Annotated in this window: 20 protein-coding genes; all 20 read right to left on the minus strand. The window is 47.0% G+C overall.

All coding sequences use genetic code 11. From position 1 onward, the window contains the following. Window positions 1–39: 39 nt before the first annotated feature. Entirely contained in the window at window positions 40–1,422 is a 1,383-nt protein-coding gene (locus tag ACYVD3_RS00005; RefSeq protein WP_460640455.1) for an ABC transporter substrate-binding protein, read from the minus strand. A 128-nt stretch (window positions 1,423–1,550) separates the two neighbouring features. Next, window positions 1,551–2,963, minus strand: a complete 1,413-nt coding sequence (locus ACYVD3_RS00010; RefSeq protein ID WP_460640456.1) for an alpha-L-fucosidase — start codon at window positions 2,961–2,963, stop codon at window positions 1,551–1,553. A 14-nt stretch (window positions 2,964–2,977) separates the two neighbouring features. Beyond that, the gene (locus tag ACYVD3_RS00015) at window positions 2,978–4,153 is read right to left on the minus strand and encodes a glycoside hydrolase family 88 protein (RefSeq protein WP_460640457.1); all 1,176 of its coding nucleotides are present in this window, start codon (window positions 4,151–4,153) and stop codon (window positions 2,978–2,980) included. A gap of 56 nt (window positions 4,154–4,209) precedes the next feature. Next, the gene (gene gnpA, locus ACYVD3_RS00020) at window positions 4,210–6,390 is read right to left on the minus strand and encodes a 1,3-beta-galactosyl-N-acetylhexosamine phosphorylase (RefSeq protein WP_460640458.1); all 2,181 of its coding nucleotides are present in this window, start codon (window positions 6,388–6,390) and stop codon (window positions 4,210–4,212) included. Window positions 6,391–6,459: 69 nt separating this feature from the next. After that, on the minus strand, window positions 6,460–7,293 hold the full coding sequence (locus ACYVD3_RS00025) for a carbohydrate ABC transporter permease (RefSeq protein ID WP_460640459.1): 834 nt from the start codon (window positions 7,291–7,293) through the stop codon (window positions 6,460–6,462). Window positions 7,294–7,307: 14 nt separating this feature from the next. Continuing rightward, window positions 7,308–8,231: a carbohydrate ABC transporter permease gene (locus tag ACYVD3_RS00030; protein WP_460640460.1), complete on the minus strand. Its 924-nt coding sequence runs from the start codon at window positions 8,229–8,231 to the stop codon at window positions 7,308–7,310. 141 nt (window positions 8,232–8,372) lie between these two features. Next, on the minus strand, window positions 8,373–10,295 hold the full coding sequence (locus ACYVD3_RS00035) for a sensor histidine kinase (protein ID WP_460640461.1): 1,923 nt from the start codon (window positions 10,293–10,295) through the stop codon (window positions 8,373–8,375). Beyond that, complete coding sequence (locus tag ACYVD3_RS00040; protein WP_460640462.1) at window positions 10,282–11,919, minus strand: response regulator transcription factor; 1,638 nt, start codon at window positions 11,917–11,919, stop codon at window positions 10,282–10,284. The genes ACYVD3_RS00035 and ACYVD3_RS00040 overlap by 14 nt, the downstream gene beginning before the upstream one ends. Before the next feature lie 84 nt (window positions 11,920–12,003). Further along, window positions 12,004–12,573: a bifunctional adenosylcobinamide kinase/adenosylcobinamide-phosphate guanylyltransferase gene (locus tag ACYVD3_RS00045; RefSeq protein WP_460640463.1), complete on the minus strand. Its 570-nt coding sequence runs from the start codon at window positions 12,571–12,573 to the stop codon at window positions 12,004–12,006. After that, window positions 12,570–13,652, minus strand: coding sequence for a nicotinate-nucleotide--dimethylbenzimidazole phosphoribosyltransferase (gene cobT, locus ACYVD3_RS00050; RefSeq protein WP_460640464.1), 1,083 nt, complete (start codon window positions 13,650–13,652; stop codon window positions 12,570–12,572). Before cobT ends, ACYVD3_RS00045 begins: the two co-directional genes overlap by 4 nt. After that, complete coding sequence (locus ACYVD3_RS00055; protein WP_460640465.1) at window positions 13,645–14,202, minus strand: GNAT family N-acetyltransferase; 558 nt, start codon at window positions 14,200–14,202, stop codon at window positions 13,645–13,647. The genes cobT and ACYVD3_RS00055 overlap by 8 nt, the downstream gene beginning before the upstream one ends. Beyond that, a complete protein-coding gene (locus ACYVD3_RS00060) occupies window positions 14,199–15,602 on the minus strand; it encodes a cobyrinate a,c-diamide synthase (protein ID WP_460640466.1) in 1,404 nt (467 codons plus the stop codon). Before ACYVD3_RS00060 ends, ACYVD3_RS00055 begins: the two co-directional genes overlap by 4 nt. Beyond that, window positions 15,595–16,167 (minus strand): precorrin-6Y C5,15-methyltransferase (decarboxylating) subunit CbiT, encoded by a 573-nt coding sequence (gene cbiT / locus ACYVD3_RS00065; RefSeq protein WP_460640467.1) that lies wholly within the window; start codon window positions 16,165–16,167, stop codon window positions 15,595–15,597. The genes ACYVD3_RS00060 and cbiT overlap by 8 nt, the downstream gene beginning before the upstream one ends. A gap of 41 nt (window positions 16,168–16,208) precedes the next feature. Continuing rightward, window positions 16,209–17,666: a precorrin-6A reductase gene (cobK, locus tag ACYVD3_RS00070; RefSeq protein WP_460640468.1), complete on the minus strand. Its 1,458-nt coding sequence runs from the start codon at window positions 17,664–17,666 to the stop codon at window positions 16,209–16,211. After that, window positions 17,659–18,399: a precorrin-3B C(17)-methyltransferase gene (cobJ, locus tag ACYVD3_RS00075; protein WP_460640469.1), complete on the minus strand. Its 741-nt coding sequence runs from the start codon at window positions 18,397–18,399 to the stop codon at window positions 17,659–17,661. The genes cobK and cobJ overlap by 8 nt, the downstream gene beginning before the upstream one ends. Beyond that, window positions 18,396–19,496, minus strand: coding sequence for a cobalt-precorrin 5A hydrolase (locus ACYVD3_RS00080; protein ID WP_460640470.1), 1,101 nt, complete (start codon window positions 19,494–19,496; stop codon window positions 18,396–18,398). The genes cobJ and ACYVD3_RS00080 overlap by 4 nt, the downstream gene beginning before the upstream one ends. Continuing rightward, complete coding sequence (cobM, locus tag ACYVD3_RS00085) at window positions 19,493–20,260, minus strand: precorrin-4 C(11)-methyltransferase (protein WP_460640471.1); 768 nt, start codon at window positions 20,258–20,260, stop codon at window positions 19,493–19,495. Before cobM ends, ACYVD3_RS00080 begins: the two co-directional genes overlap by 4 nt. Window positions 20,261–20,262: 2 nt before the next feature. Then, complete coding sequence (cobI, locus tag ACYVD3_RS00090) at window positions 20,263–20,940, minus strand: precorrin-2 C(20)-methyltransferase (protein ID WP_460640472.1); 678 nt, start codon at window positions 20,938–20,940, stop codon at window positions 20,263–20,265. A 3-nt stretch (window positions 20,941–20,943) separates the two neighbouring features. Then, window positions 20,944–22,137, minus strand: coding sequence for a cobalt-precorrin-5B (C(1))-methyltransferase CbiD (cbiD, locus tag ACYVD3_RS00095; protein WP_460640473.1), 1,194 nt, complete (start codon window positions 22,135–22,137; stop codon window positions 20,944–20,946). 194 nt (window positions 22,138–22,331) lie between these two features. Next, window positions 22,332–22,553 (minus strand): small, acid-soluble spore protein, alpha/beta type, encoded by a 222-nt coding sequence (locus tag ACYVD3_RS00100; protein WP_460640474.1) that lies wholly within the window; start codon window positions 22,551–22,553, stop codon window positions 22,332–22,334. Window positions 22,554–22,636 lie beyond the last annotated feature (83 nt).

The following is a 22,636-nucleotide window of genomic DNA, read 5'->3' on the forward strand; positions in this document are numbered from 1 at the left end:
AAAGAAAGCGCCGCCAAATGCCATGGCAGCGCTTTCCCCTTATCTCTGTGCTTCTTTTATTGCTTCGTTTGCTCTGTCCTGAATGGATTTCATGGTGTCTTCCAGTGGCTTTTGTCCCTGGCCGTATAACTGACCTTCTTCTGTATAAATCTGTCCGATGGTGGTATCAGCAGTACCCATGATCTTTTCTCCTAAGTATGCTCTGCTGTTGTCAAACCAGCCTGCCATAAAATCTTCTACTGTTAAGTTGTCATCTTTGAACTTGGGAAGCAGGCTGCTTTCAATATAAGCTTTTGCTTCATCCGCTGTTAAGATCTTGGCAGGAACACGTCCGTAACCTAAGGTATACTTGTTTTCACAAATGGTTTTGATGGCCTCAAATGCCGCCTCTTTGTTCTTAGAGGTCTTGGGAATCCCATAGCAGTTTGTAATTGTCAGGGAAGATAGCTCGGAGCCTTCCGGATAAGGCATTGGAAGGATTCCCAGTTCCCAGTCTCTTGGGTATTTCACCTTGTCAGATAAGGCACTGGCTACCCAGCCGCCGTATACGTACATACCGATGTTGCCATTTACCATAAAGGAGTTATATGGATATGTACCGGAAGCCAGATCCAGGCAGTTTGGCTGGATCTTTAACTCGTTCCCCAGACTGAAGAACCATTTCATTGCATCGGCATATGCCGGATCATCGAAATTAGCGGTTCCGTCTTCCTTGTACGGGGATACGCCCTTCTGGGTTGCCTGCAAATAGTTACATGCAACGTCATCGCTCATAAAGGAGCCCCAGACATCCTTCTCCGGATTGTTTAACTTCTCAGCCGTTTCCACGTATTTTTCCCAGGTCCAGCCCTCTGCGGTGGGATACGGAACATTTGCTTCATCAAAGATCTTCTTATTATAGTAAGTCAGCCAGATATCCTTTTCTGCAGGAATTGCATATGTCTGATCTTTAAATTTTACAGTCAGGCCCCCATATATAGTGTCCATATCATAATTATCTGCTTTTGCAAGCTCATCAATTGGCTCTAAAACAGCAGCATTGTAGAATTCTTCTAATTGAAGCGGAGTTCTGTTTACAATGTCCATTTCTTCTCCGGCCATCAGGCTTACAAGTACCTTGTCCATTTCTCCTGCTTTTGAGGTAGGAGTAATGAAAAATTCTACATTAATTCCTGTTTTTTCTTTGATTAATGCTACCATTTCCTTTGTTTCAGTACCGGTTGCAGCATTATCTGTCAGTGCCCATTTTACTGTTACGCCATCAAATGGCTTATCGCTGTCTGATTTCTCAGCGGTTTCTGTTGTTTTACTGTCCGCATTGGCCTTCGTATTACCGGATTGCCCGCATCCGGCAGTACTTAAAACCATTGTGGCAGCTAAGCTGAAAGCAGCGCCTCGTCTTAATGCACTTTTTAATTTCATTTCTGTTACCCTCCTTTTGTTTATAATCCTATTATAGCTAACATTTTATCTGGTTTATATAGGTTGTATTTTAACTTTATGTGTTATTTTTATCATTCTATAGTTTTTTTTAAATAAAACCGATTTTTTTATTCATATATACCAATAAACGAAAGAGCAGGTTCTATCCTTGAATCTAAAATTTGTATAATCAGTGCATCCGATTCTATCTGGGGAAAGCGGGCAATCTTTTTATAACCAACGGTAGTTCCCCTATATATATTTATAAGGCTTCCATTCCTCATGGATAATATTTCAAAAGCCTCAATTCTCTGGCTTTTTAATATATTTTCTTTTAAGATTACTGCCGAAATCTTTTGGGGAACATTCCAGGAAATCTTAAATTCTGCCTTAGGTCCTTTTCCCTGATAATAAGTTTCATAGTCATCCCATTGCACACCATTTACTGCATTCCATTTATTTTCTTCCTTGACCAGAATTTCAGTTCCTTCTGCCAGGTTATTCCCGTATCTTTTTTGTATTTCCCTGCCCAGCTCCTGCAGCCTTTTTACGTCTTTCTCATGAAGCAGTCCGTTAGGCATAGGAGGAACATTTAAAAGCAGTGTTGTATTTCCCCCTACGGATTTTTCGTAAATATCCATGAGGTTTTCCAAAGACCTAATTTTATCATCCTCTTCCGGATGATAAAACCAGCCCGGCCTTATAGATACATCCACCTCTGCCGGATACCAGATTAGGTGTTGTTCCTGCGCCAAACGTTCCCTGCTTCCTAAATCCTGTTCCATACTGCTTATTACCCTCTGCCTAAAAGACGGATCATCACTATGCTGGCTGAAAGCAGCCACCCGCTCTGCTACAGATACATCTGCCGGTACAACACTCCATTCACTGGTACGGGTATCACCTGCCTCATTGCCGCACCAGCGGACATCCGGCCCGCTTACGGCAATACAGGCATCCGGCATGTAGTTTCTTACGGTATCATAATAACGCTGCCAGTCATAAACCTGTTTTTTGCCATTAGAACCTTCTCCGCAGGCACCGTCAAACCATACACTAAAAATATCTCCATATCCGGTAAGGAGTTCGGTAAGCTGGGCCACGAAATAATCATCATATGCTTTTCCCTGGCCATAGGTTTCCTGATTCCTATCCCATGGGGAAAGATAAATACCAAATTTCAAACCGGCTTTTTTACAGGCTTTTGCAGCTTCTTTTACAATATCTCCCTTTCCATTCCCATAAGGACTGTACTTCACGGAATGTTTTGTGTATTTACTGGGCCATAAGCAAAATCCGTCATGATGCTTACAGGTAAGGATTGCGCCTTTCATCCCTGCTGCCTTAACAGCTTGTATCCATTGATCTGCATCCATTTGATCAGGGTTAAAGATTTCTGCTGATTCTGTTCCATATCCCCATTCCGTTCCGGTAAAGGTATTCACCGTAAAATGAAAGAATGCATAAAATTCTGTGTTCTGCATCATAACCTGTCTGTCAGACGGAACAATTTTTATAAGTCTTTCATCTGATTGTTTCATTTTTACTCTCTTTTCTACCAGTAGGCCTTCCACTGTCCAGTCATCCGCACAAGTGCTTCTGTATAAAAGTAATCCCCCCATAGGGTACATTCATCAACGCCACTATCCTTTACCGTATTATAAGGAGAACTTTTGGCATAGGTGGAATGAAGCAGTATTCCGTTGGTATCTTCACCGGAACGGTACAAACAGTGCTGCGTCAGTGCCTTTAATAAACATTTTGCATGGTGCAATATACCTTTTGCTTCGTCTGGTTCCAGATAGTTTGCCATTTCAAGCATTCCGCAGGCTGCTATTGCCCCGGAAGAAGAGTCTCTCGGTTCCCTGCTGCCATCTGTAAAGTCAAAATCCCAATAAGGTACCAGATCCTTGGGTAAATGCTCCAGAAAACAGGCCGTAAGCTTTCGAAAGCTTTCCATATACATTGGGTCAGGACAGTATTTATAAGCGATTGCCGAGCCATATATTCCCCATGCCTGGCCCCTTGCCCATATGGAACCGTCTCTATGCCCTTGAGCCGTTACTCCGCCAACCGGATTTCCAGTCTTTGGGTCAAAATAATAGGTGTGGTATGTAGAAGAATCTTCACGGACTATATATTTCATAGAGGTTCGAATATGGCGAAGTGCGGTTTCACTGTATTTTGTATCCTTTGTTTCCTCTGACGCCCAAAATAACAGGGGCATATTTAAAAGACAATCAATAATTAACCGGTATTCCTTTGGATCCCCCAGCTTTCCCCAGGCCTGAAAAAATTCCCCCTTATGCTGAAACCGGCCCATCAGGTTATCCGCTGCCATCAGTGCAGCTTCTCTTGCCGGCTTGTCACCGGTAAGTTTATAGGCTGCCACACAAGAGGGGGTATATAAAAATCCCATATCATGATGATCTACTACAATTCTTTTGACCATGCGTTCCCGGAAGCCTGGTACTTTATAAAGGGCGGCTTCCTTAAAAGCCGCCTCCTTTGTCTGTTCATATGCCAGCCATAGCTGTCCGGTCCAAAATCCATTGGTCCAGTCATTGTTTTCTGCAGCAGGGTATATCTGGCTGATGCTGCTTGCTGCCGGGAAACTATCATAAAATACAGAAACATTATTTCTAATCCGGGCAATCACATGATTCAGGGCATTATGTGCTTCCTCTGCCGTGATTGCCTCATATGTCTCAAGTGTTTCCTTTGTCTGCATACTGGTAATGGGTCCTTTCTAATCTTGTAAGGTTGAAAGAAAAACATCTTTCAGCTTCATTCATTCGTATACAAAAATGAAAACCACAAAATATCATTTGCCTTTAACTGCATAGAAAATTCTTTGCCATTTCCGTCATAAATCACGGTTTCCTGAGGCTCATACGTGTTGTTTACGATACAATATTTGCCTGTAGCCGGATAATAATTGACTTCCACGTTATAGTTGCTGCTGTACCATTTCTTCATCTCAAGCTCCATACCTGCCGCCCAGAAAATCGCCCGGTAAAGCATTCTGGAGTTTTCAAAGGAATAGGGGATTCCGCTGATATATACGCTTCTTCCGTCTCCGAACCCGTTGACAGCCATCTGAACATCTTCCCCGTCTTTCTTTAAAACCTCCGCTCCTGTAAGGGCATAGATGTTCTTCATCCCCTCCCCGAAGTCAATGGTTTCAGAGGAATCTTCCGTAATAAAATGGCTGTGCTCTTCCCAGTTGTACTTATCCGTTGACAGAGAAAAACCAACTTCTTTATTTACGCCCAGCACATTTGCCATAGTAAAGTACCTGCCCTGATATTCACAGGCAGACGGCTCTCCCACTCCGATCAATCCGCCTCCCTGGGCCACAAAGGCCTTTACAGCGCTGCTGATCTTGGGATCGGTCCAATAGGACCCGCCGCTGGGAGCCGTATAGGCGTCACCTACATTGATGACCACTTTGCATTTCTTTAACACATCCGGATCTTTGATCACATCCTCAAAGCTGATAAATTCCACGTCAAAAGGCATTCCGCTTAAGGCTTCCAGCACTCCGGCATAGGAATAAGTCTGCTTATAATCAATGGCATGGGCAACCATATGGGTTCCCCAGGAACGGATCTTTCCCCAGGAATTCAGCACTCCCACCTTAAAATGGCTGTAAGGGCTTTGTCCTCCCACATTCTCATAAAGAAGGCGGAATTCATCGCAGACTTCTTCAATGTATTGGATAAACTCAGGAAATTCCAGGGCCAGCTTTAAATATCCGCCATAGCCGATCCGGTCCACCGGTTTTCTTAAGATGGCCCGCCTTGCTGTCACCCAGTTTACTTTTGCCTCTTTTACCGGATCTCCCCCTTCGCAGAATACATCCGGGAAGAAGTAAGGGAGAAAACGGCCTTCCGTGTAGTTTACTCCCGGGATATCGGAAATCAGGCGAAGGGTGGTACCGTTGCCCACACTTCCCACTACCGCATCCAGCCCTACGTTTTTAAAATACTCTCCAAAGGGTTCCGTTCCGATCCAGTGATCCCCTAAAAACATCATGGCTTCCTTGCCGTGATTGTGGCAGATGTCCACAAGGACCTTCATAAGCCTGGAAACTTCTCTCTGCTGAAATTCCTGGAAATCCCGGAACTCCTTAGAAGGCACCCGGTTGGTGTTGTTATGGTATCCCTGGTCAATGATATATTCCGGGCGGAAGGGGTACCCTGCCTCTTTTTCAAACTGTTCTAAAATATAGGGGCTGACGCTGGCGCTGTATCCAAACCAGTCAACGAATTTTTCTTTTGCATATTCATTAAATACAAGGGTGAACTGATGAAAGAAGGTTGTAAAACGCACCACATTGCTGTCCGGGTTTTCTTCCATCCAGCGGTTTAACTTTTCGATCACATGGTTCTGGGTCTTTGGCTGGCGTACGTCAAAGGTGATCTGGTGTTCCACATCCTGCCAGTCATTGGTGATGAAATTATACATATGGACCGGATCCCAGATGATGAAGGCAAGGAAGCTTACCGTATAATCGTGATACTGCTCCGGAAGAGAAATAATGACCTCCTGGGTATTTTCCTCATATTCCCATGCCTGGGCAGCCAGGGGTTCCCCTGTGGTACGGTCCACAACCTCCCACCAGCGCTTTATGTCATGAAGGGTATTGGGCCTTAACTGGTCCTTGTAGAGATGTTTCATCAAGGGAATGCGAAGTCCGCCTTCATCCATTGCCGTATAAAATTCCGTCATCAAATATACCTGCTGGACTTCCTCCGGGTTGGCCATGGCCCAATGGTTGTCCTTTCTGGTGGTATAATAGGTGGAGTAAATTTTGACGGGCATTTTCTTAAGCTCCTCCGGCATATCTGTCCCATCACAATCCCGCAGGGCATCGGCTCCCCACCGTTTGGCAATCTCTTTTGTCTCCTGTATCATATCCACATCAGTGGGAACAGTGACTCTTCCGGTAAGTTTTCTTTCCATCTTATATCCCCTTTCGATCTCATCTTTTTTAATTCCAAAGGCTTTTTAACCTGCCTTATGTTTCATGTATTATCCCTTCACACCAGAAGAAGCAACGCCTTCGATGAAAAACTTCTGGCAGAACAGGAAGGCCACCAGAATTGGCAGCAGCACAGCCGTTGCCGCAGCCATCTGCGTTCCATAATCCTGGATCAAGCCGGAGGAGAAAAGCTTTACTCCAACAGACAGCATCTGCTTATCCATGGTTGATATGTACAGATACGGCCCCATGTAGTCGTTCCAGGACCATGTAAAGGAAAACAGGGCCATGGTCGCAATGGCCGGTTTTGCCAACGGGAAAATAATTTTCCAATAAATGCGCAAATGGCCGCAGCCGTCAATTTTTGCCGCTTCACTGAGAGAGTCCGGAATGGAAACAAAAGACTGGCGCAGCAAGAATACAAAATACACATCAACACAGCTTGGCAGGATCAGCGACCACATGGTATCCAGGATATGCAGATTTTTAAAGATCATGTATCTGGGTATGATCATAATATCGCTGGGTATCATCATGGCTGACAGCAGTATGAGAAATATCACGTCTTTTCCCTTAAATTTAATTCTTGCAAATCCATATGCCGTAAAGCTTACAAAGAATATCTTGATTATAATGGTAAGGGCCGTCATGACCACCGTATTAAAATACCATTTTTGAAAGTTATAAATACCGTTTGTAAATAATGACTGAAAGTTCATCAGAGTGGGGTTTTCCGGAATCAAATGCCATGGGAATTTCATGACCTCTCCGCTGACCTTAAAGGAAGAGGAGATCATGAACAGGAACGGAAAATTAGATGCCAGCCCGATCAACAGGATAAAAACTGTAACTGCTATCTTTATACTTTTCTTTTTGTTTGTCATTGATGATCCCTCCCTTAATAATTAACCCATTTTTTCTGTCCGCGCCACTGGATAATCGTTACGATCATGACCAGCACAAACATGACGAAAGCCATTGCACTGGCCAGACTGGTTTCAAATTTTGTAAATGCGGTACGGACAATATTTACGGACATTACGGTAGTCGCCTGTCCCGGTCCCCCCTCGGTAAGGGCCTGTATGCAGGTAAAGTTCTGGAAGGAACCGATAATGGAGCTGATTACCAGGAAAAAGGTGGTGGGAGAAATCATTGGTATGATAATATTGCGGATCCGCTGCCATTTTGTTGCCCCGTCAATCTGCGCCGCTTCCAACAGCTCAGAGGGCACCTCCTGCAGCGCTCCAAGATAAACCACCATGTTAAGGCCAACGCCCTTCCATACAGAAATCATGGCCACCGTTGGAAGAGCCAGCTTTAAATTCAGTAAAAGCAGCGGCGGGTCAAATCCCATGTTTCTTAAAGCAAGGATTATGGGACTGTTATTACCAAGCAGTACCTTAAAAATCACGGCCACCGCCACCATATTGGATACATAGGGCATAAATACCATGGAACGCATGGCTTTTTTCATATAGACTCCGTTGTTCAGCATAAATGCCAGCACAAATCCAAGAATCATGATAAGGGGTACATATACCAGAGAATATTGAAAGGTTCTTATGAGGGATTCCATGATTTCCTTGTTGGTGAATACCTTTATAAAGTTTTGAAACCCTACAAATTTCAAGTTGTCCAACCTGGTAATATATTTCATGTTTAAAAATGACATCACAATTGCAATAACAAAAGGAATGCCTGTGAAAACAGTGAAAAAAATCAGGTAAGGAGAAATAAACAGCCACCCATACCTGTCTTCTTTTTTCTGGGCTGTGGATGTCTTTACTTTTGTTTTGGATACTGGTGCTTTTTCCTTGTTCATGGGCCTGCCTCCCGCTTTTTATTTTAGGAGAAAGGCTCATGGAAATATAACCTTTCTCTTACTTATATTCTAACGGATTTTTTCCCAATAAACATAGGCCGATTTTTGTATTTGTTGGTTATTTTCGCTTTTTACACTTTTTTATCTGTTTTTCCTGTCAATTTGAAATTCGCAATCCGCTTCGCTACTTGATGAGGTTAAATTGCCGTGGTCGTCAATGTCCTCTCTGGTGATCCTGGGAATCCTTATGACGGTCAGGGTTCCTGCATCTTTTTTGCTGTAGATGGAAACAGCCCGGTCCACCCCAAAATACAGATTGATTCTGGATTCTATGCTGTGAAGTCCGATGCCGGTGCTGCGCCTGTTCTGCTCTTCCTCTTCCTTTCTTACTTTCCCAAAACGGATCTGATCCCGGACTTCCCTTAATTTCTCCCTGTCCATGCCGCGGCCGTTATCCATTATTTTTATCATGACCCAATGGCCTTTTTCCTTGACCGTAAGACGGATCATCATGGGCTGCTTTAAACCTGTCATTCCATAGAGAAAGGAATTTTCCACCGCAGGCTGCAAAATTATCTTTAAGGAAAACAGTTCATGGATCTGCCGCATGTCCGTCTTAAGATCAAATTCAAAATCTTCCTTATAACGGTTTTTCTGGATCTTTACGTAAGCCATGAGATGCTCGATTTCATGTTCCATTGGGACGATCACCTGCCCTCCGCTGATGGATAAGCGGTACATCCGTCCAAGGGAAGCGGCCGTCCGCCCAATGTCCGGCCGTCCCGCCTCATTGGACATCCATACGATGTTTTCCAGGGTATTATAAAGAAAATGAGGATTAATCTGGCTCATGAGCACTTCCAGCTCCAGCTCCTTTTTCTTCCGGTCAGACTGCAGGCCTTCAATGATATGGGTATTGATCCGCTCCAGCATGGAATTGTAATAACGGATCATATCTCCCACTTCGTTCTTCTGCTTTACCTCAACATAGGCATTTAAGTTTCCGCCGTACACCTCCTTCATGGAGGCATTCAGCTTCCCAATAGGATCCATGAAGCTTTTGTATAAATAAAAGATCATCATGGTGCAAAGGCCCACACATGCCACCATGACCAGGAATATCCTGTAGTACAGCACATCCACTTCCTTTGTCACCGATTTTACAGGAACCACCATGACGATCTTCCAGTCATTGACGTCGGAGGCCTTTACCTGGATCATCTGATTTCCCAAAGCCGCCCACCCTTCGTTCAACTCTCCTGTCTGTTCCAGGATCTCCCCCTTTAGCTTCTCTGAGAGCCCTCCTGCCTCCACAGCCTTTTCATTGCTGGAGGAAATCAGGCTGCCGTCCTCTGTGATCACGTAAATATCGCCGGGAACGGATTCCGCCAGTTCCCTGTATTGTTCATAAATATCCTGCTCTTTTAAGGCAAACAACTGCACATACTCATATTTTCCCTTTTCCCAGGAATAGATCCTCCGGATGCCCATGACAGCCTTTCTATCCCTGACCTTATCGGGCCGGTCGCTGAGAAGGAAATTATCCTGGAGGGGAAACCAGCGGAATTTCATCAAAAGGTCGGGATCTTCAATATTCATGGACCGCAGCTTCCTGATCACCTCTTCTGTGTCATTATTGGGGTCCAGAAAATTAAACAATTCTCCCTTATACGTATATATGGCGCTGATCCTCACCCGCTGGTTCAGCATGTCATAGGCCCCGAATATGTTGCTGTAAATCCTGACAATATCAAGCTTTTTATACATGGGTTCAAGAGGGGAATATTCCTTTTCAATGTATTTATTTAACTGGTCATTGGCCGCGAAATTATCGGAGACACTGTAAATGTCCTGAAGCTTTGCATCGATCTTATTGGCAATATCCGTGATCCGGCTCTGGGTTGTGCGCATGTACTCCTGTTTCATGACTTTCCGCGTATGCCAGAACAGCATGGTGATGATCACCATGACCGGGATCAGCACCTGCAAAATGCCATACAGCATCCTGCGTTTTAAACCGATATTTCTTTTTTTTGCCTGCCCCTTTTCCCTATTCATTTTCATTGTTTTTCTCTCCGCTGCCGCCTTCCGGCTGGAGGATATTCCGGTACTCTTTCGGACTTATCCCATACTTTTTCTTAAACAGCTTAATGTAGTTGGATACGTCGGCCCAGCCCATTTCCTGGGAGATTTCATATATTTTCAATGCAGGGTCAGAAAGAAGTTTTCTGCTTTTTTCCAACCGCTTTGTAATGATATAATCGCTGAAATTGCAGCCAAACTCATTTTTAAATATTTTAGAAATATAGGCGGAATTCTTATGAACCTTTGTCCCCACATATTCCAGGGATATCTGGTTGGAATCATACTCCCCATCCACGATCTCCCTGATTTTCTGGGCAAGGCTGGTCTGGCTCTTCCATTCTCCTCTCATGCCGGCCATTTCCCTGGAGACCTCCCGAAGGATCCTGGATAAAAACTCTTTTTTCTCCTTCAGGCTTTTTAGAGGATAGATGCCGGTATAGGTGCAGTCCAGCTTTTTCATCACTTTTTCCAGCCGGACGCCGTAACGCAGCAAGGCCCGGGACAGATTAAATAAAAGCTCAAGACTTAAACGGTTGATATAATCATAATCCAGAATCACCTTTCCCTTAAATGCAGAAAAGATATTATCTAAAATGTCCTCCGCCTTGTTTTCCTCCTGCTCCATGATTTCCTTTAAAATCTGGTCCGTATCAAAGGAAATTGCGTGGTAATCAAAATCTGCTTCCTGTATCTCTTTATAGGTCACGACCAGGTTCTTTCCTTCGCTGTATATCTTCTGGCTGACACAGCATTTGGCCTGTTCATAGCACTGGGGAAGCATCTGAAAATCCGTATAAAAGTTGCTGACACCGGCATATATGGGAATGCCGCTCTCTTCTAAAACCGATTCCCCCATCTGCCTTACATAGGCATACAGCTCCTCTTCTGAGGGTTCCTGCCCGGCGCTTAAGATTCCGGTTATTTTCTCCTCAAAGTTCCAGATATAGGTTCCGTCAATGCCTTCCTTTAAGGCCCTTTCATTCAGAATCTTTTCTACCTTCATTTGATCTTTATAAAAGCCATTCTTATCTTCCGTACCTGGGACATCCAGATGGACCAGCACCACTCCGTACCAGTTTTCTCCCTGGCGGAAAAATTCTTCCTCCATCTCTTCCTCATGATAGCCATACCCTTTGATCAGGGCATTGTATTTCCTTCTAAGCTTTAAGCTTCTGCTCTCTTTGTATGCTGACTTTAATTCTCTTTCTTCTAATTCCTTTTTCCCTTCCTCGTCAAGACGCGCTTTTATTTTGCGGAAGGTCACCTCAAACTCATCAAGGTCCGTGGGCTTTAGGAGATATTCCATGACCCGGTTTTTAATGGACATCTGCAAATATTCAAAATCATTATATCCACTTAGGATGATGATCTTGATTTCCGGGTAATGCTGGTTTAAATGCTGCATCAGCTCCACCCCATCCATTTCCGGCATCCGGATATCGGAAAGCACCACATGAGGCTTGTCCTTTTCTATCTGTTCCAGGGCCTCTATTCCATTGCCGCAGACACCGCTTATGACAAATCCCCATGTTTCCCATTCAATGCTGTTTGCGATCCCATATGCAATCGACTTTTCATCTTCCACCACCAATAGTTTATACATCTCATACCTCCCTCCCGCCATATTATATAAGAAATTCCCATATCTTTTTAAGCTTCTTTTCCGTTTGCAAGCGGTTCCATTGTCTTATGCTTTCCAGGCTGATCCAGGCTTTTTTACTATGACCGGGATTCCTGCCACCACTTCCATCACCACATGGGAAATTTCCGCGATTCTCCGGTTGATCTCCCCAAGAACCTTCCGGTAAGCCATGGTTTCCTGGCCGTAAGTGTCCCCGTCGGAAAAAACCTCATTTGTCACGATGATGAAGTGTCCGGCCACTTCCTCTGTTTTCCTGATCCCTGTAAGGATCTCCTCCACCGCCAAAGCTCCCTCCATGGGCGGAGCCTCTCCCTCTTCTCCCAGGCCAAAAAGCTCATTGGATACCAGATTGGACATGCATTCCAAAAGAACTGTTGAGGGCTGTTTCCTGCTGATATCCAGCTTAAGCCCCTTTAGATCCCGGTAGCATTCCAGAGTTTCAAACTGTTTTTCTGCCCTCATCTGCCTGTGCCGCTCAATCCTGCGCCTGCATTCCTCATCCCAGGGCTTCATGGTGGCAATGTAGATCCGTCTGCCCTCTCCCAGACTCATAACCAGGCTTTCCGCATATTCTGATTTTCCGCTTCCGCTTCCTCCCACAACCAAAGTGATCATGATTCGCCTCCCATGGGCTTATACGCTTCAATATGTACGTCTTCAAAGGAACTCATTTTTGTATAGACACTGACCGCCATATCAAGAAGGGGGATCCCGGCCACTGCCCCGGTTCCTTCTCCCAGGCACATGCCTGCCTGTATGAGAGGCACAAGCCCCAGCTCATCAAGAAGCAGCCTGCCTGCAGGCTCCGCCGATACATGAGATGCCAGCATATAGTTGCGGCAGCCCGGATAAATGCAGTCTGCCGCAAGGGCTGCTGCTGCGGAAATAAATCCGTCCACCAGCACCGGTATCCGGTAAATGGCTCCGCCTAAAAATACGCCTGTAAGCCCTGCCACATCAAAGCCTCCCACGCAGGCAAGGACATCCACCGCATCCCGGCATACCGGGCCGTATGTTTCCACGGCTTCCTTAATAACTCCAAGCTTTCTCTTTAAGCCCTCGTCATTTAATCCTGCCCCTCTTCCGGTCAGAACTTCCGGCGCTTTATTCAGAAGCATGGAAGCGACCGCGCTGCTGGTGGTGGTATTTCCGATTCCCATTTCTCCGGTTGCGATCAGTTGATAACCTGCTTCCGCCAGTTCCCGGACCAGCTTGATGCCTGTTTCTATGGACCGGACCGCCTCTTCCCGCTTCATGGCAGGCTCTCTGTGGAAATTTTTTGTTCCGTAAGCGGTTTTCCTGGATATAAGGGGGTAACGGGAACCGGAAACCAGGTCCCTGGCAACTCCTATATCCACCGGGAACACATCCACTCCTGCCTGTTCTGCCATAATGCAGACGCTGCTGTCTCCTCTTGTCATGTTCTCAGCTACAAGGGCGGTCACTTCCCTTCCAGTCTGGGTGACCCCTTCCTCCACGATTCCATTGTCCGCGCACAGGATGACAAGGGCCCGTTTGTCCATGCCCACCTTTGACGTTTCCCTTATTCCCGCCATCTTTACGATGTCATCTTCCAGGACGCCTAAGCTGTTCAGAGGCTTTGCCACCTGGGCCCACCGCTTACGGGCCATTTCCATTGAAGAGACATCAAGGGAACGTATTTGCAGGACATATGTCTGAAGTTCTTCATTCATCGTCTGGATCCCTTCCCTTTAAAGGCTTTTCGTACAGCTTAAACCAGTCAAGTCCATAGGCTCCGTAGCCTAAATCTGCGATCCCTGCGTATTGATATCCCATTTGTTCATAAAGACGGATTGCAGGCTCATTGTTTTCATAAACGTCAAGACGGATTGTTTTTCTTCCCTCTTCCAGTGCTTTCTTCTCTGAAAACTCCAAAAGGGCTTTGGCAATTCCGGATTTTTGGAAGTCTGGATGGACTAAAAGCGTATGGATGACCGCTACCTTCTCAGGGTCTGCCACAAGCCTCCAGGATACCGTATCATATCCGTTTTCCTGCTTCTGGTTGACGATTACAGAGCCTGCGATCCTGCCGGATAAACGGGCCACATAAAGAGTTCCTTTCCCTATACCCTCCTGGGCATCAATCCGTGCGGGGTAAATTCCCTTTTTCCAGCCCGGATAATTGGTATGGCTCTCCAGATATTCATTTACCAGATCATATAGATCCGATATTTCATCTATATCGCCAACCCTGCTGGGCAAAATTTCCAAATCCTTATTCATCTCGCTTCCTCCTTTGATTCCCTTTCCTTTATAATTTTGCAGGCTTCTACGAAACGTTCCGGCAAAGCAGGGTTGGAGGGATAATAAAAATGAGGAAATCCCGCCAACAGATTCCTTTCTCCATGAACACAGTCCCAGCTTTTGTTCCCGCCTGGTTTTTTTGCTTCCATACAGGCGCCGTTGCTGGTGCTGTCCCAATAGTGGAATTCATGTCCCCGTATGGATTCCCCCTTCTTTAAAAACCGGGTATCCTCTCTGGGAAACATCTCAATATAGCCAAACCGTAACAGGCGTTTGGTAGGAAACGCCCTTCCGTGTATAATACCTGCCATAGGATAGGTTTTATGGTCTTTTGTCTCCAGTTCTTCCTGAAGATACAGGAATCCTCCGCACTCAGCCAGTATGGGAAGGTCACGCTCCCAGGCTTTCCTTATTTCCCTGATCATGGATTCATTTTCCCACAGCTCCCTGCCGTAAAGCTCCGGATATCCCCCGCCAAGCAAAAGGCCGCAGATACCAGGAGGAAGGCTTTTATCGTGGATTGGACTAAAAGGTATGAGCTTTGCTCCCATTTCTTCAAGAAGCTTTAAATTCTCCTGATAATAAAAGCAGAAAGCCTCATCAATGGCTATTCCTATGAGCACTTCCTTCTCCGGGGCAGTCTGGAAAACCCGTTTTTTTGATCTCCCTTTAGGAAGCGGCAGTGGTTTCGTATCCTGGGCCAGCTTTATAAGTCCGTCTATATCTATTGTGGCTTCCAGTTTCATGGCCAGCTTATAAAGCTGGTCTTTCAGCCCCTCCAATTCTCCCGGAAGAACCAGGCCTAAATGACGGCTGGCAAAAGACCCTTCCTCACATTCCGGCAAATATCCGTAAACATCCACTCCCAGTTCTTCCATCGCCGGCCTCAGCCGTTCCGCCATAATGGAAGAAGTCCGATTTAAGATCACGCCCTTTATATGGCTGTTTTCCTTGTATTCCAAGAAGCCTTTCACCACTGCAGCCAGGGACAGGCTGGCCCCTTTGCAGTCTAAGACCAGAACAACAGGCGTATCCAGGACACAGGCCACCTCATAGGAACTTGCCTGGGTGGTATCTCCCCCCACTCCGTCATAATACCCCATGACCCCTTCGATGACGGAAATCCCGGCTCCCTTTGCCTGGTCTGAAAACTGCTCCCTGACCTGCTCTTCATTCAGGAAAAAAGTATCCAGATTTCCCCCATCAATGCCAAGCACATATTTATGGAACATGGGATCAATATAATCCGGACCGCACTTAAAGGACCGGCAGGACAGCTTTCTTAAAAGGAATGCATTTAAAAGCCCGCAGGTCATCATGGTTTTTCCGCTTCCGCTTTTCGGGGCTGCAAGCATCAGCCTGGGACGGGAATCATTCAAGGATATTCCTCCCTTCCCCGCCAAAGGAAATCACATATACCGGATTCTGTCCCATCATCATATGGTAGTCTCCTGCTTCCCTTCCTCTGGATATCTGAACCTGCAGGATTTCAGCCGCGACAGAATGATTCTTCAGCCAGGAAAGAACTTCTGCCAGGGACTCCAGGGCGATTGTATTGATCACGATCCTGACTTCCGGATTCTTTTTTAATACCAGGGAGAGCACCTTGTCCATGGATCCTGAGGTTCCGCCGATAAATACGTGGGAAGGGGCTTCCAGAGAGGACAATGCCTCAGGTGCTTTCCCTTCAACGATCTCCAGGCAGCCTGCTGCGAATTTTTCCTTATTGGCCCTTATTAAGTCTATGGCTTCCGCCTTCTTTTCGATGGCATAGACCCTTCCCCCGGCAAGATACCGGGAGGCTTCTATGGACACCGAGCCGGTTCCGGCTCCAATATCGTACAGGATGGAATCCTGATCCAGCTCCAGTTTTGATATGGACACGGCCCTGACCTCGCTTTTTGTCATGGGCACATCTCCCCGGATAAACAGTTCATCTCTCATATAATTGCCTCTTCAAGGTTAAAAGACGTTTTCTTTCAACCTTACCTTTCAATCAATACTGCCGACAATATGTCAAAATCCTGCCCTTCCAGTTCCCCCGGCGTTCCAACGGTTATCCGTTCATCGGGGTAGGAAAGCCACTGGCCCACAGACAGCCTGACTTGGCAGAGCCCATGGTCCATAAGGGTGCGGCACAGGCTTCTCACCGTATTCGTCCCGTCCAGCAAAACGAATACCCTGGAATGAACGCTCAATTCCTTCATGATGTCACAGGTCCTGCCGTGAAGACTTACAAGTCCCACATCCTCCCAGCCGGTTTTCAGCCTGGAACATAAATAGGAAACCGATGATATACCCGGCAAAATCTCCGTATCATATTTTTGGCCATTGGGATCCGCCATCAGTGATTTTGCCATCTTTTTTGCCCCGCTGTAAAAGCCCGTATCACCGGAATACAGGATCCCGATCCTGGTAAACTCCTTGTGCTCTTCAAGCCAGGGAAGGATGTCCCTGCTGGTATAAAAGGGCTTTTTAACGGCATGGGGAATTGCAGCAGAAATGCCGGAGAGCATCCGCTCCGCACCGAATACCACATGGCATTGCTTCAATTCCTTCCATGCCCTTATTGTCATCTGGTCCTCTCCGCCCATGCCGGTTCCTATCAAAAATACCTTTCTCTTTTCAGGCTGCCTACATCCAGGCATATCCTGGCTCCGGTCACCTTCTTCTTTATCCTCAGATAAAAGCTTCTTTGCATCCCTGACCGTGATCCCTTTCTCCTGTCCCGGACGCCCGATGACAACTGCCGTGATCCCGCATTCCGCTGCCGCCTCCAGCTTTTCCGGAAAGCCTCCCGCAGTTCCGGCCTCCTTTGTCACAAGACAGCTAATGTCATACTGTCTTATCATGGCCCGGTTCATTTCCGCTGTAAAAGGGCCCTGCATGCCGATCAGGTGCTTTCCCTTAAATCCCATCTCCTCACAGGCAGAGATTACAGACAGGGTTGGGAGCACTCTGGCATAAACCCGTTCTTCCCAGGAATCCAGGCTGGTGAATGCAGAAAGTTCCTTGCTTCCCGTTGTGACAAGAATGTTTCCAGGCACGTTGTGCAAAGCCAGAACAGCTTCCTTTAAGTCACTGACCCACAGGATTCTTCCTTCCTTCTGCTCCTCTGGTTCCGGCCCCTGGGAAGACTCCCTTACGATCCTTTTACAGGATACTCCTGTCCGTTCACAGGCGGAACGTATATTTTCACTTGCCAGGGTGGCATAAGGGTGAGTGGCATCAAGGACAAGAGTGATGCCCTTTTCTTCTATAAACCCTTCCATCTCATGGGCATCCATGGGGCTTTCATGGATACGGAGATACTTGCTCTCCAGAAGAACCGCCCTTCCATATCCGGTAGCAACGCTGACCCATGCGTTGATCTCTTTTTCATGGCAGTATTCCGCCAGGATCCGGCCCTCCACAGTACCGCCAAAAATCAGAACCCTACACATTTTTGTAGCCTCTTGGCGTTACCATTCTTCCGTTTATCAACTTTGTCATTGAATTTCCTATATAAACGGTGGTAAACATATCTGTCTGGGTATCTCTTAATTGTTCCAGGGTCATGACCGATATTTCCTCCTCTTTCCTGCCAATATTTTTCACAAGGCCGCATACCGTTTCTGGACTTTTATACTCCATGACGATCTCACAGGCCCGCTTCAAATAACCGGCTCTCTTTTTGCTGGAAGGATTATAAAGACAGATTACCATATCCGCCCAGGCGGAAGCCCTGAGCCTCTCTTCAATTAATTCCATTGGGGTCAGCAGGTCGCTTAGGCTGATCACTGCAAAATCATGGCCAAGAGGGGCACCTAATACGGCTCCCCCGCTTAATGCCGCAGTCACCCCCGGTATGATCTCAATCTCAAGTCCTTCCTCTGACCGGGCCATTTCAAGAATCAGTCCGCTCATGCCGTAAACTCCTGAATCTCCGCTGCACACCATGGCTGTAATTTTCCCCTCTTTCGCCTGGTCAATGGCCAATTGGCACCGTTCCTGCTCCCTGCGCATGGGCGTGGAAAGCATCTCCTTATGGGGGAAATGCTCTTTGATCAAGTCTATATATACGGTATACCCTACAATGATTTCACTCTCTTCCAGCGCCTTTGCTGCCCTTACGGTCATATCCTCATAGGAACCTGGCCCGATCCCTATTACGTAAAGCTTTCCCGATTTTGTCATAATTTGCCTCCTAATGAATCAAACGGATATCTTTCAACCGTTACTTTCCAATCTAAGACAGCCACGGCTGCCGTGACTCCCTCTGCCGCCTGTTTTCTTGCCAGGAGTTTGCCGCCTCCCAGTTCCTTTACACAGGCGAGGGCCGCCCGTTCGCACACGTTATCCACTCCTGTTACCTGCTTTACAAAAGAGGAGGAAGAAAATTCCCCTTCCATTTCTCCAAGGACCACTGCCGGATAAGTATAAAACGGGACTCCCTTTGCGGCAGTAAATTGGCAGATGCCCTCTTCTTCCTTCTTAATATCAATGCTAGCACAGGCAACCAGGCCTTCAAGAGATAAGTTCCATTCCTTGAAAAGCCGGACCACGACTCTTTCTATGGTTTCAGCCGAAACCCCTTTTCTGCATCCGATTCCCAGAACCAGGAGCCTTGGAACCAGCCTTAAGGCCCCCCCAAGCGCTTCCTCCCCTGCCTCCTCTTTTATGGTGATCCAGAGATTTGCCCGGAAAGCTTTCCCTGGAACAAGCCCGGGAGGCAGCTTTCCTGAAACCGGAAAATCGCAGTGAAATCCCACGCTTTCCCCCTTAAGGATGGCAGAGGAGATCTCTTTTATTTTTTTTAATTCCGTGATGACAAGCCCCTGTTCCTTAGCAAACAGGTCCACTGCAAATTTCCCGTGGTTGTCTGTAGCCGTGGTAATGACCGCCTGAGCGCCTGCCAGCCCTGCCAGCCGCTCCGCCAGTTCATTGGCCCCTCCCAAGTGTCCGGATAAAAGAGAAATGGAAAATCTGCCCATATCGTCCATGACCACCACCGCCGGGTCCTCCGCCTTGTTCCTTAGAAAGGGGGCGATTGCCCGGACAGCAATGCCTGCTGCTCCTATGTACACGATCCCATCCTTCTGTGAAAACTGCTCCTCTGTCCACTGTGACAGGGATGTGGAAACAGGGATCATAAGATCCCCGTCAGGACAGGACTTTATAAGGGCTTCCGGTCCATATCCCTCACAGGGCTGGCCGGTCTTTAATAATTCTTTCACAAGCTTTGCACAAAGCCTGACTCCTGCCTCTGTAAAGCAGATGATGGAAAGCCTCATCCTTCCTCCTCCGTTCCCTTCCGGTATTCTGTTGTGAAAACCGGATCATAAAGCCTGGAACGTTCATAACCGTTCTGGGCCACCGCATTGCCTACAAGGATCAGAGCCGTCTTTTTAATATTCTCCCGTCTGGCACTGGCGCTTAAGCTTTCTACCGTGCAGATTAGGGTCTTTTCCTCCTCCCAGGTGGCCTTATAGACAATGGCGGCAGGAGTATCCGGAAAATAACCGCCTTTTATCAATTCCTCTGACAGCTCATCTAACATTCCGGTACTTAAAAAGATCACCATGGTGGCTCCATGGGCCGCAAAGGAAGCGATGGATTCCCGCTCCGGCACAGGTGTCCTGCCTGCCATCCGGGTGATGATCACGCTTTGAGTCACATTTGGAAGGGTATATTCCATCTTAAGGGAAGAGGCCGCACCGCAAAAAGAACTGACTCCCGGACATACGTCATAAGGAATCCCTCTTTTCTCCAGGGCATCCATCTGTTCCCGTATTGCTCCGTAAATACAGGGATCTCCTGTATGAAGCCTGACGGTCATCTTTCCTTCCCGCTCCGCCGCTTCTATAACGGCGATCACCTCCTCAAGGATCATTTTTGCGCTGTCATAAACCTGGCACAAGGTCTTTCTATGTTCCAAAAGGGCGGGGTTTACCAAAGAGCCTGCATAAATGATCACATCTGCCCTGCCAAGCAGCTCCTTGCCTCTTACTGTAATTAAGTCCGGTGCTCCCGGACCTGCTCCTACGATATGTACCATAACTACCTCACAATCACCAAAGAATAATAGCCGGCATCTTCCGGAATCTCTTCCAAAGTACCATAGATCCGTTCATCCGGCATTCCGCAGTTTTCCACCATTTCGGCACTGGCTCCGTATTTTCTCAGTTCTTCTTTCACTGCCCCCATCTGCCTGCCAGCCTTCATAAGCACCTTTACCCCTGAAAGCTTTAAGGCATCCTTTATCTGGTAAGAAGCCGGGATGATATGAAGCTCCTCTGCCCCTGATACAAGAGGAATTCCAAGCCTTGCCGCTACGGCGCAGAAGGAGGGAATCCCGCTTTCCAAGCGGGTGGAATAGCCTTCCTTCCAAAGCCGTTCCCAAAGATAGGTAAAGGTGGAATAAATGCTTACATCACCCAGGGTGATAAATCCCACATCATCTCCCCTGTCCAAACACTCCATCACCGCCCTGGCCGCCTTATCATGGCTTTCCCCAAGGACATTTTCATCCTTTGTCATGGGCATGTGCAGAAGGAGACATTCCTTTTCCTCGATTTCCGGCACTGCCTGCCTGGCGATCTGATACGCCGTACACTGTTCTTTATTTTTATGGGGAATGGCAATGACCTTTAATTCTCTGATCCTTTTTACCGCTTTTAATGTCATAAGTTCCGGATCTCCCGGCCCTACTCCGATCCCGTACATGATTCCAGCCATTGTTTACTCCTCCTGTTCTTTTCCTTCCGCCGATGCCCCGGAAAACAATCTGGTTAGCTCCATGGCTTTCCGGCTCATTCCCAGTATACCGTACATGGTGGAAAATGTCACCACCTCCACCTCTGCCCCGCCTGACCACAGAGTCATGTATCTTTGGATCCTGTCCACCGCCTCTTCCATAACAGGCTCTAAGATTCCATGGTTCTTTAGGATTCCTGCGGCCTCTTCCATGGTGTTGGCTGTTAAAATTTTATCTTTTAATCCATCCCTTTCCTCTGAAAAAGGGGCGGTACAGTCCCACAAAATTTCCATGCGGCGGTCCCCATATTTGGAATGGGTATTGGATACGCCTCCTGCCACCTTGATCAGCTTCCCTATATGTCCTGCAAACAGGATCCGGCGAAATCCTTCCTCACCTGCCGCCTTTAAGGCTTCCCCTATAAAATTACTGCAGGTCACCCCATCCTTTAGGGAAAGGCCCAGGGTTTCCTGGATAAAGGCTTCTCCATAATTTCCCGGTACCAGGATCACCCCTTTCATGCCTGCCACAGCCTTCATATGCAGTTCCAGGAGTATGGTGGCAATCAGCGCTTCTTCGCTCATGGGCTTTACGATTCCTGTTGTTCCAAGGATGGAAAGCCCTCCCTGGATTCCCAGCCTGGAGTTAAAGGTCTTTTCCGCCAATGCTTTTCCTTCCGGCATCCAGACGGTGATCGTTAAAGAGCTGTTAATGCCTGCCTCTCTTCTTGCTTCCTCCACCCCGCCAAATATCATGTCACGGGGAACCGGATTAATGGCCGGCATACCTGGGGGACAGGATAAGCCCGGTTTTGTCACCCAGCCGATTCCCTCACCGGCAGTGAGAAAAAGAGGTTCTTTCCCCTCTTCCCCGTCCCGGCGGTAGATTCCCTGGGCCTGTCCCTCTTTTTTCCCGTCAGTATATTGAACAGAGGCAAACACCATGGCCTGATGGGTCACATCAGGATCATCCCCTGCATCCTTTTTAACGGCACATGATACCTCTCCCTGTTTCAGGAGAACATGAAAAAGAGGAAGATCAGCCGATCTTCCTTTTGGCATCATAAGCTTCATATGTTGTAATTTACGGCCGGTAAACAGCATAACCGCCGCTGCTTTGGCAGCAACAGCGGCACAGGTTCCCGTGGTAAATCCGTTTCTTAATTCCTGTTTCTCCATCTTCCTGCATCTTTCCTGCCCATGGGGTTTGGGCATAAAAGGACACCTGTAAGGCTTTCCTCTTTGAAGTACATTATAAAAGTTTTTTCCTAAGGTTGCAAGAAAATTCCTGACTTTTCCTATTTTCTGCCACACGTTCCAGGCAGGGCCCGCCCTGTTCTACCGGGCGTAAAGGGATGCCGCAGGGTGTTTCCCTATGCTTCCTCCTGCGTTAACAGAGCATCTTTCTTCATTTCTCTTTTTCTTTTGGTGATCAGACCGCCGATCCGGCCGCTTTCCTTTGCGCTCAGACTGCGCCAGCCGCTCTCTATTACCTTATCACCAAGGCCAAGCTCAGTGGCAATTTCGAATTTAAGTACTTCCTCTGGCTTCATATTGCGAGGATCAAATGGTTCGTTTTTCTTTCCCTTTGACATATTATTACATCTCCTTTTCTTAAATCTAAAGAGAGTATGCCCGCTGGCAGAAGAATTAAACGTAATTTTTCCCCAGTATTTCC

This window comes from Lacrimispora brassicae (assembly GCF_054772055.1).

Coding starts and splice junctions, on each gene's coding strand:
- cobT (WP_460640464.1), bottom strand. CDS start 13,652: ATGAATGAAGAACTTCAGACATATGTCCTGCAAATACGTTCCCTTGAT.
- cobI (WP_460640472.1), bottom strand. CDS start 20,940: ATGGCTGGAATCATGTACGGGATCGGAGTAGGGCCGGGAGATCCGGAA.
- cobM (WP_460640471.1), bottom strand. CDS start 20,260: ATGGTACATATCGTAGGAGCAGGTCCGGGAGCACCGGACTTAATTACA.
- cbiT (WP_460640467.1), bottom strand. CDS start 16,167: ATGAGAGATGAACTGTTTATCCGGGGAGATGTGCCCATGACAAAAAGC.
- ACYVD3_RS00080 (WP_460640470.1), bottom strand. CDS start 19,496: ATGAGGCTTTCCATCATCTGCTTTACAGAGGCAGGAGTCAGGCTTTGT.
- ACYVD3_RS00015 (WP_460640457.1), bottom strand. CDS start 4,153: ATGCAGACAAAGGAAACACTTGAGACATATGAGGCAATCACGGCAGAG.
- cobJ (WP_460640469.1), bottom strand. CDS start 18,399: ATGACAAAATCGGGAAAGCTTTACGTAATAGGGATCGGGCCAGGTTCC.
- ACYVD3_RS00035 (WP_460640461.1), bottom strand. CDS start 10,295: ATGAAAATGAATAGGGAAAAGGGGCAGGCAAAAAAAAGAAATATCGGT.
- cbiD (WP_460640473.1), bottom strand. CDS start 22,137: ATGGAGAAACAGGAATTAAGAAACGGATTTACCACGGGAACCTGTGCC.
- ACYVD3_RS00055 (WP_460640465.1), bottom strand. CDS start 14,202: ATGAATAAGGATTTGGAAATTTTGCCCAGCAGGGTTGGCGATATAGAT.
- gnpA (WP_460640458.1), bottom strand. CDS start 6,390: ATGGAAAGAAAACTTACCGGAAGAGTCACTGTTCCCACTGATGTGGAT.
- ACYVD3_RS00010 (WP_460640456.1), bottom strand. CDS start 2,963: ATGAAACAATCAGATGAAAGACTTATAAAAATTGTTCCGTCTGACAGA.
- ACYVD3_RS00030 (WP_460640460.1), bottom strand. CDS start 8,231: ATGAACAAGGAAAAAGCACCAGTATCCAAAACAAAAGTAAAGACATCC.
- ACYVD3_RS00040 (WP_460640462.1), bottom strand. CDS start 11,919: ATGTATAAACTATTGGTGGTGGAAGATGAAAAGTCGATTGCATATGGG.
- ACYVD3_RS00045 (WP_460640463.1), bottom strand. CDS start 12,573: ATGATCACTTTGGTTGTGGGAGGAAGCGGAAGCGGAAAATCAGAATAT.
- cobK (WP_460640468.1), bottom strand. CDS start 17,666: ATGTGTAGGGTTCTGATTTTTGGCGGTACTGTGGAGGGCCGGATCCTG.
- ACYVD3_RS00005 (WP_460640455.1), bottom strand. CDS start 1,422: ATGAAATTAAAAAGTGCATTAAGACGAGGCGCTGCTTTCAGCTTAGCT.
- ACYVD3_RS00100 (WP_460640474.1), bottom strand. CDS start 22,553: ATGTCAAAGGGAAAGAAAAACGAACCATTTGATCCTCGCAATATGAAG.
- ACYVD3_RS00025 (WP_460640459.1), bottom strand. CDS start 7,293: ATGACAAACAAAAAGAAAAGTATAAAGATAGCAGTTACAGTTTTTATC.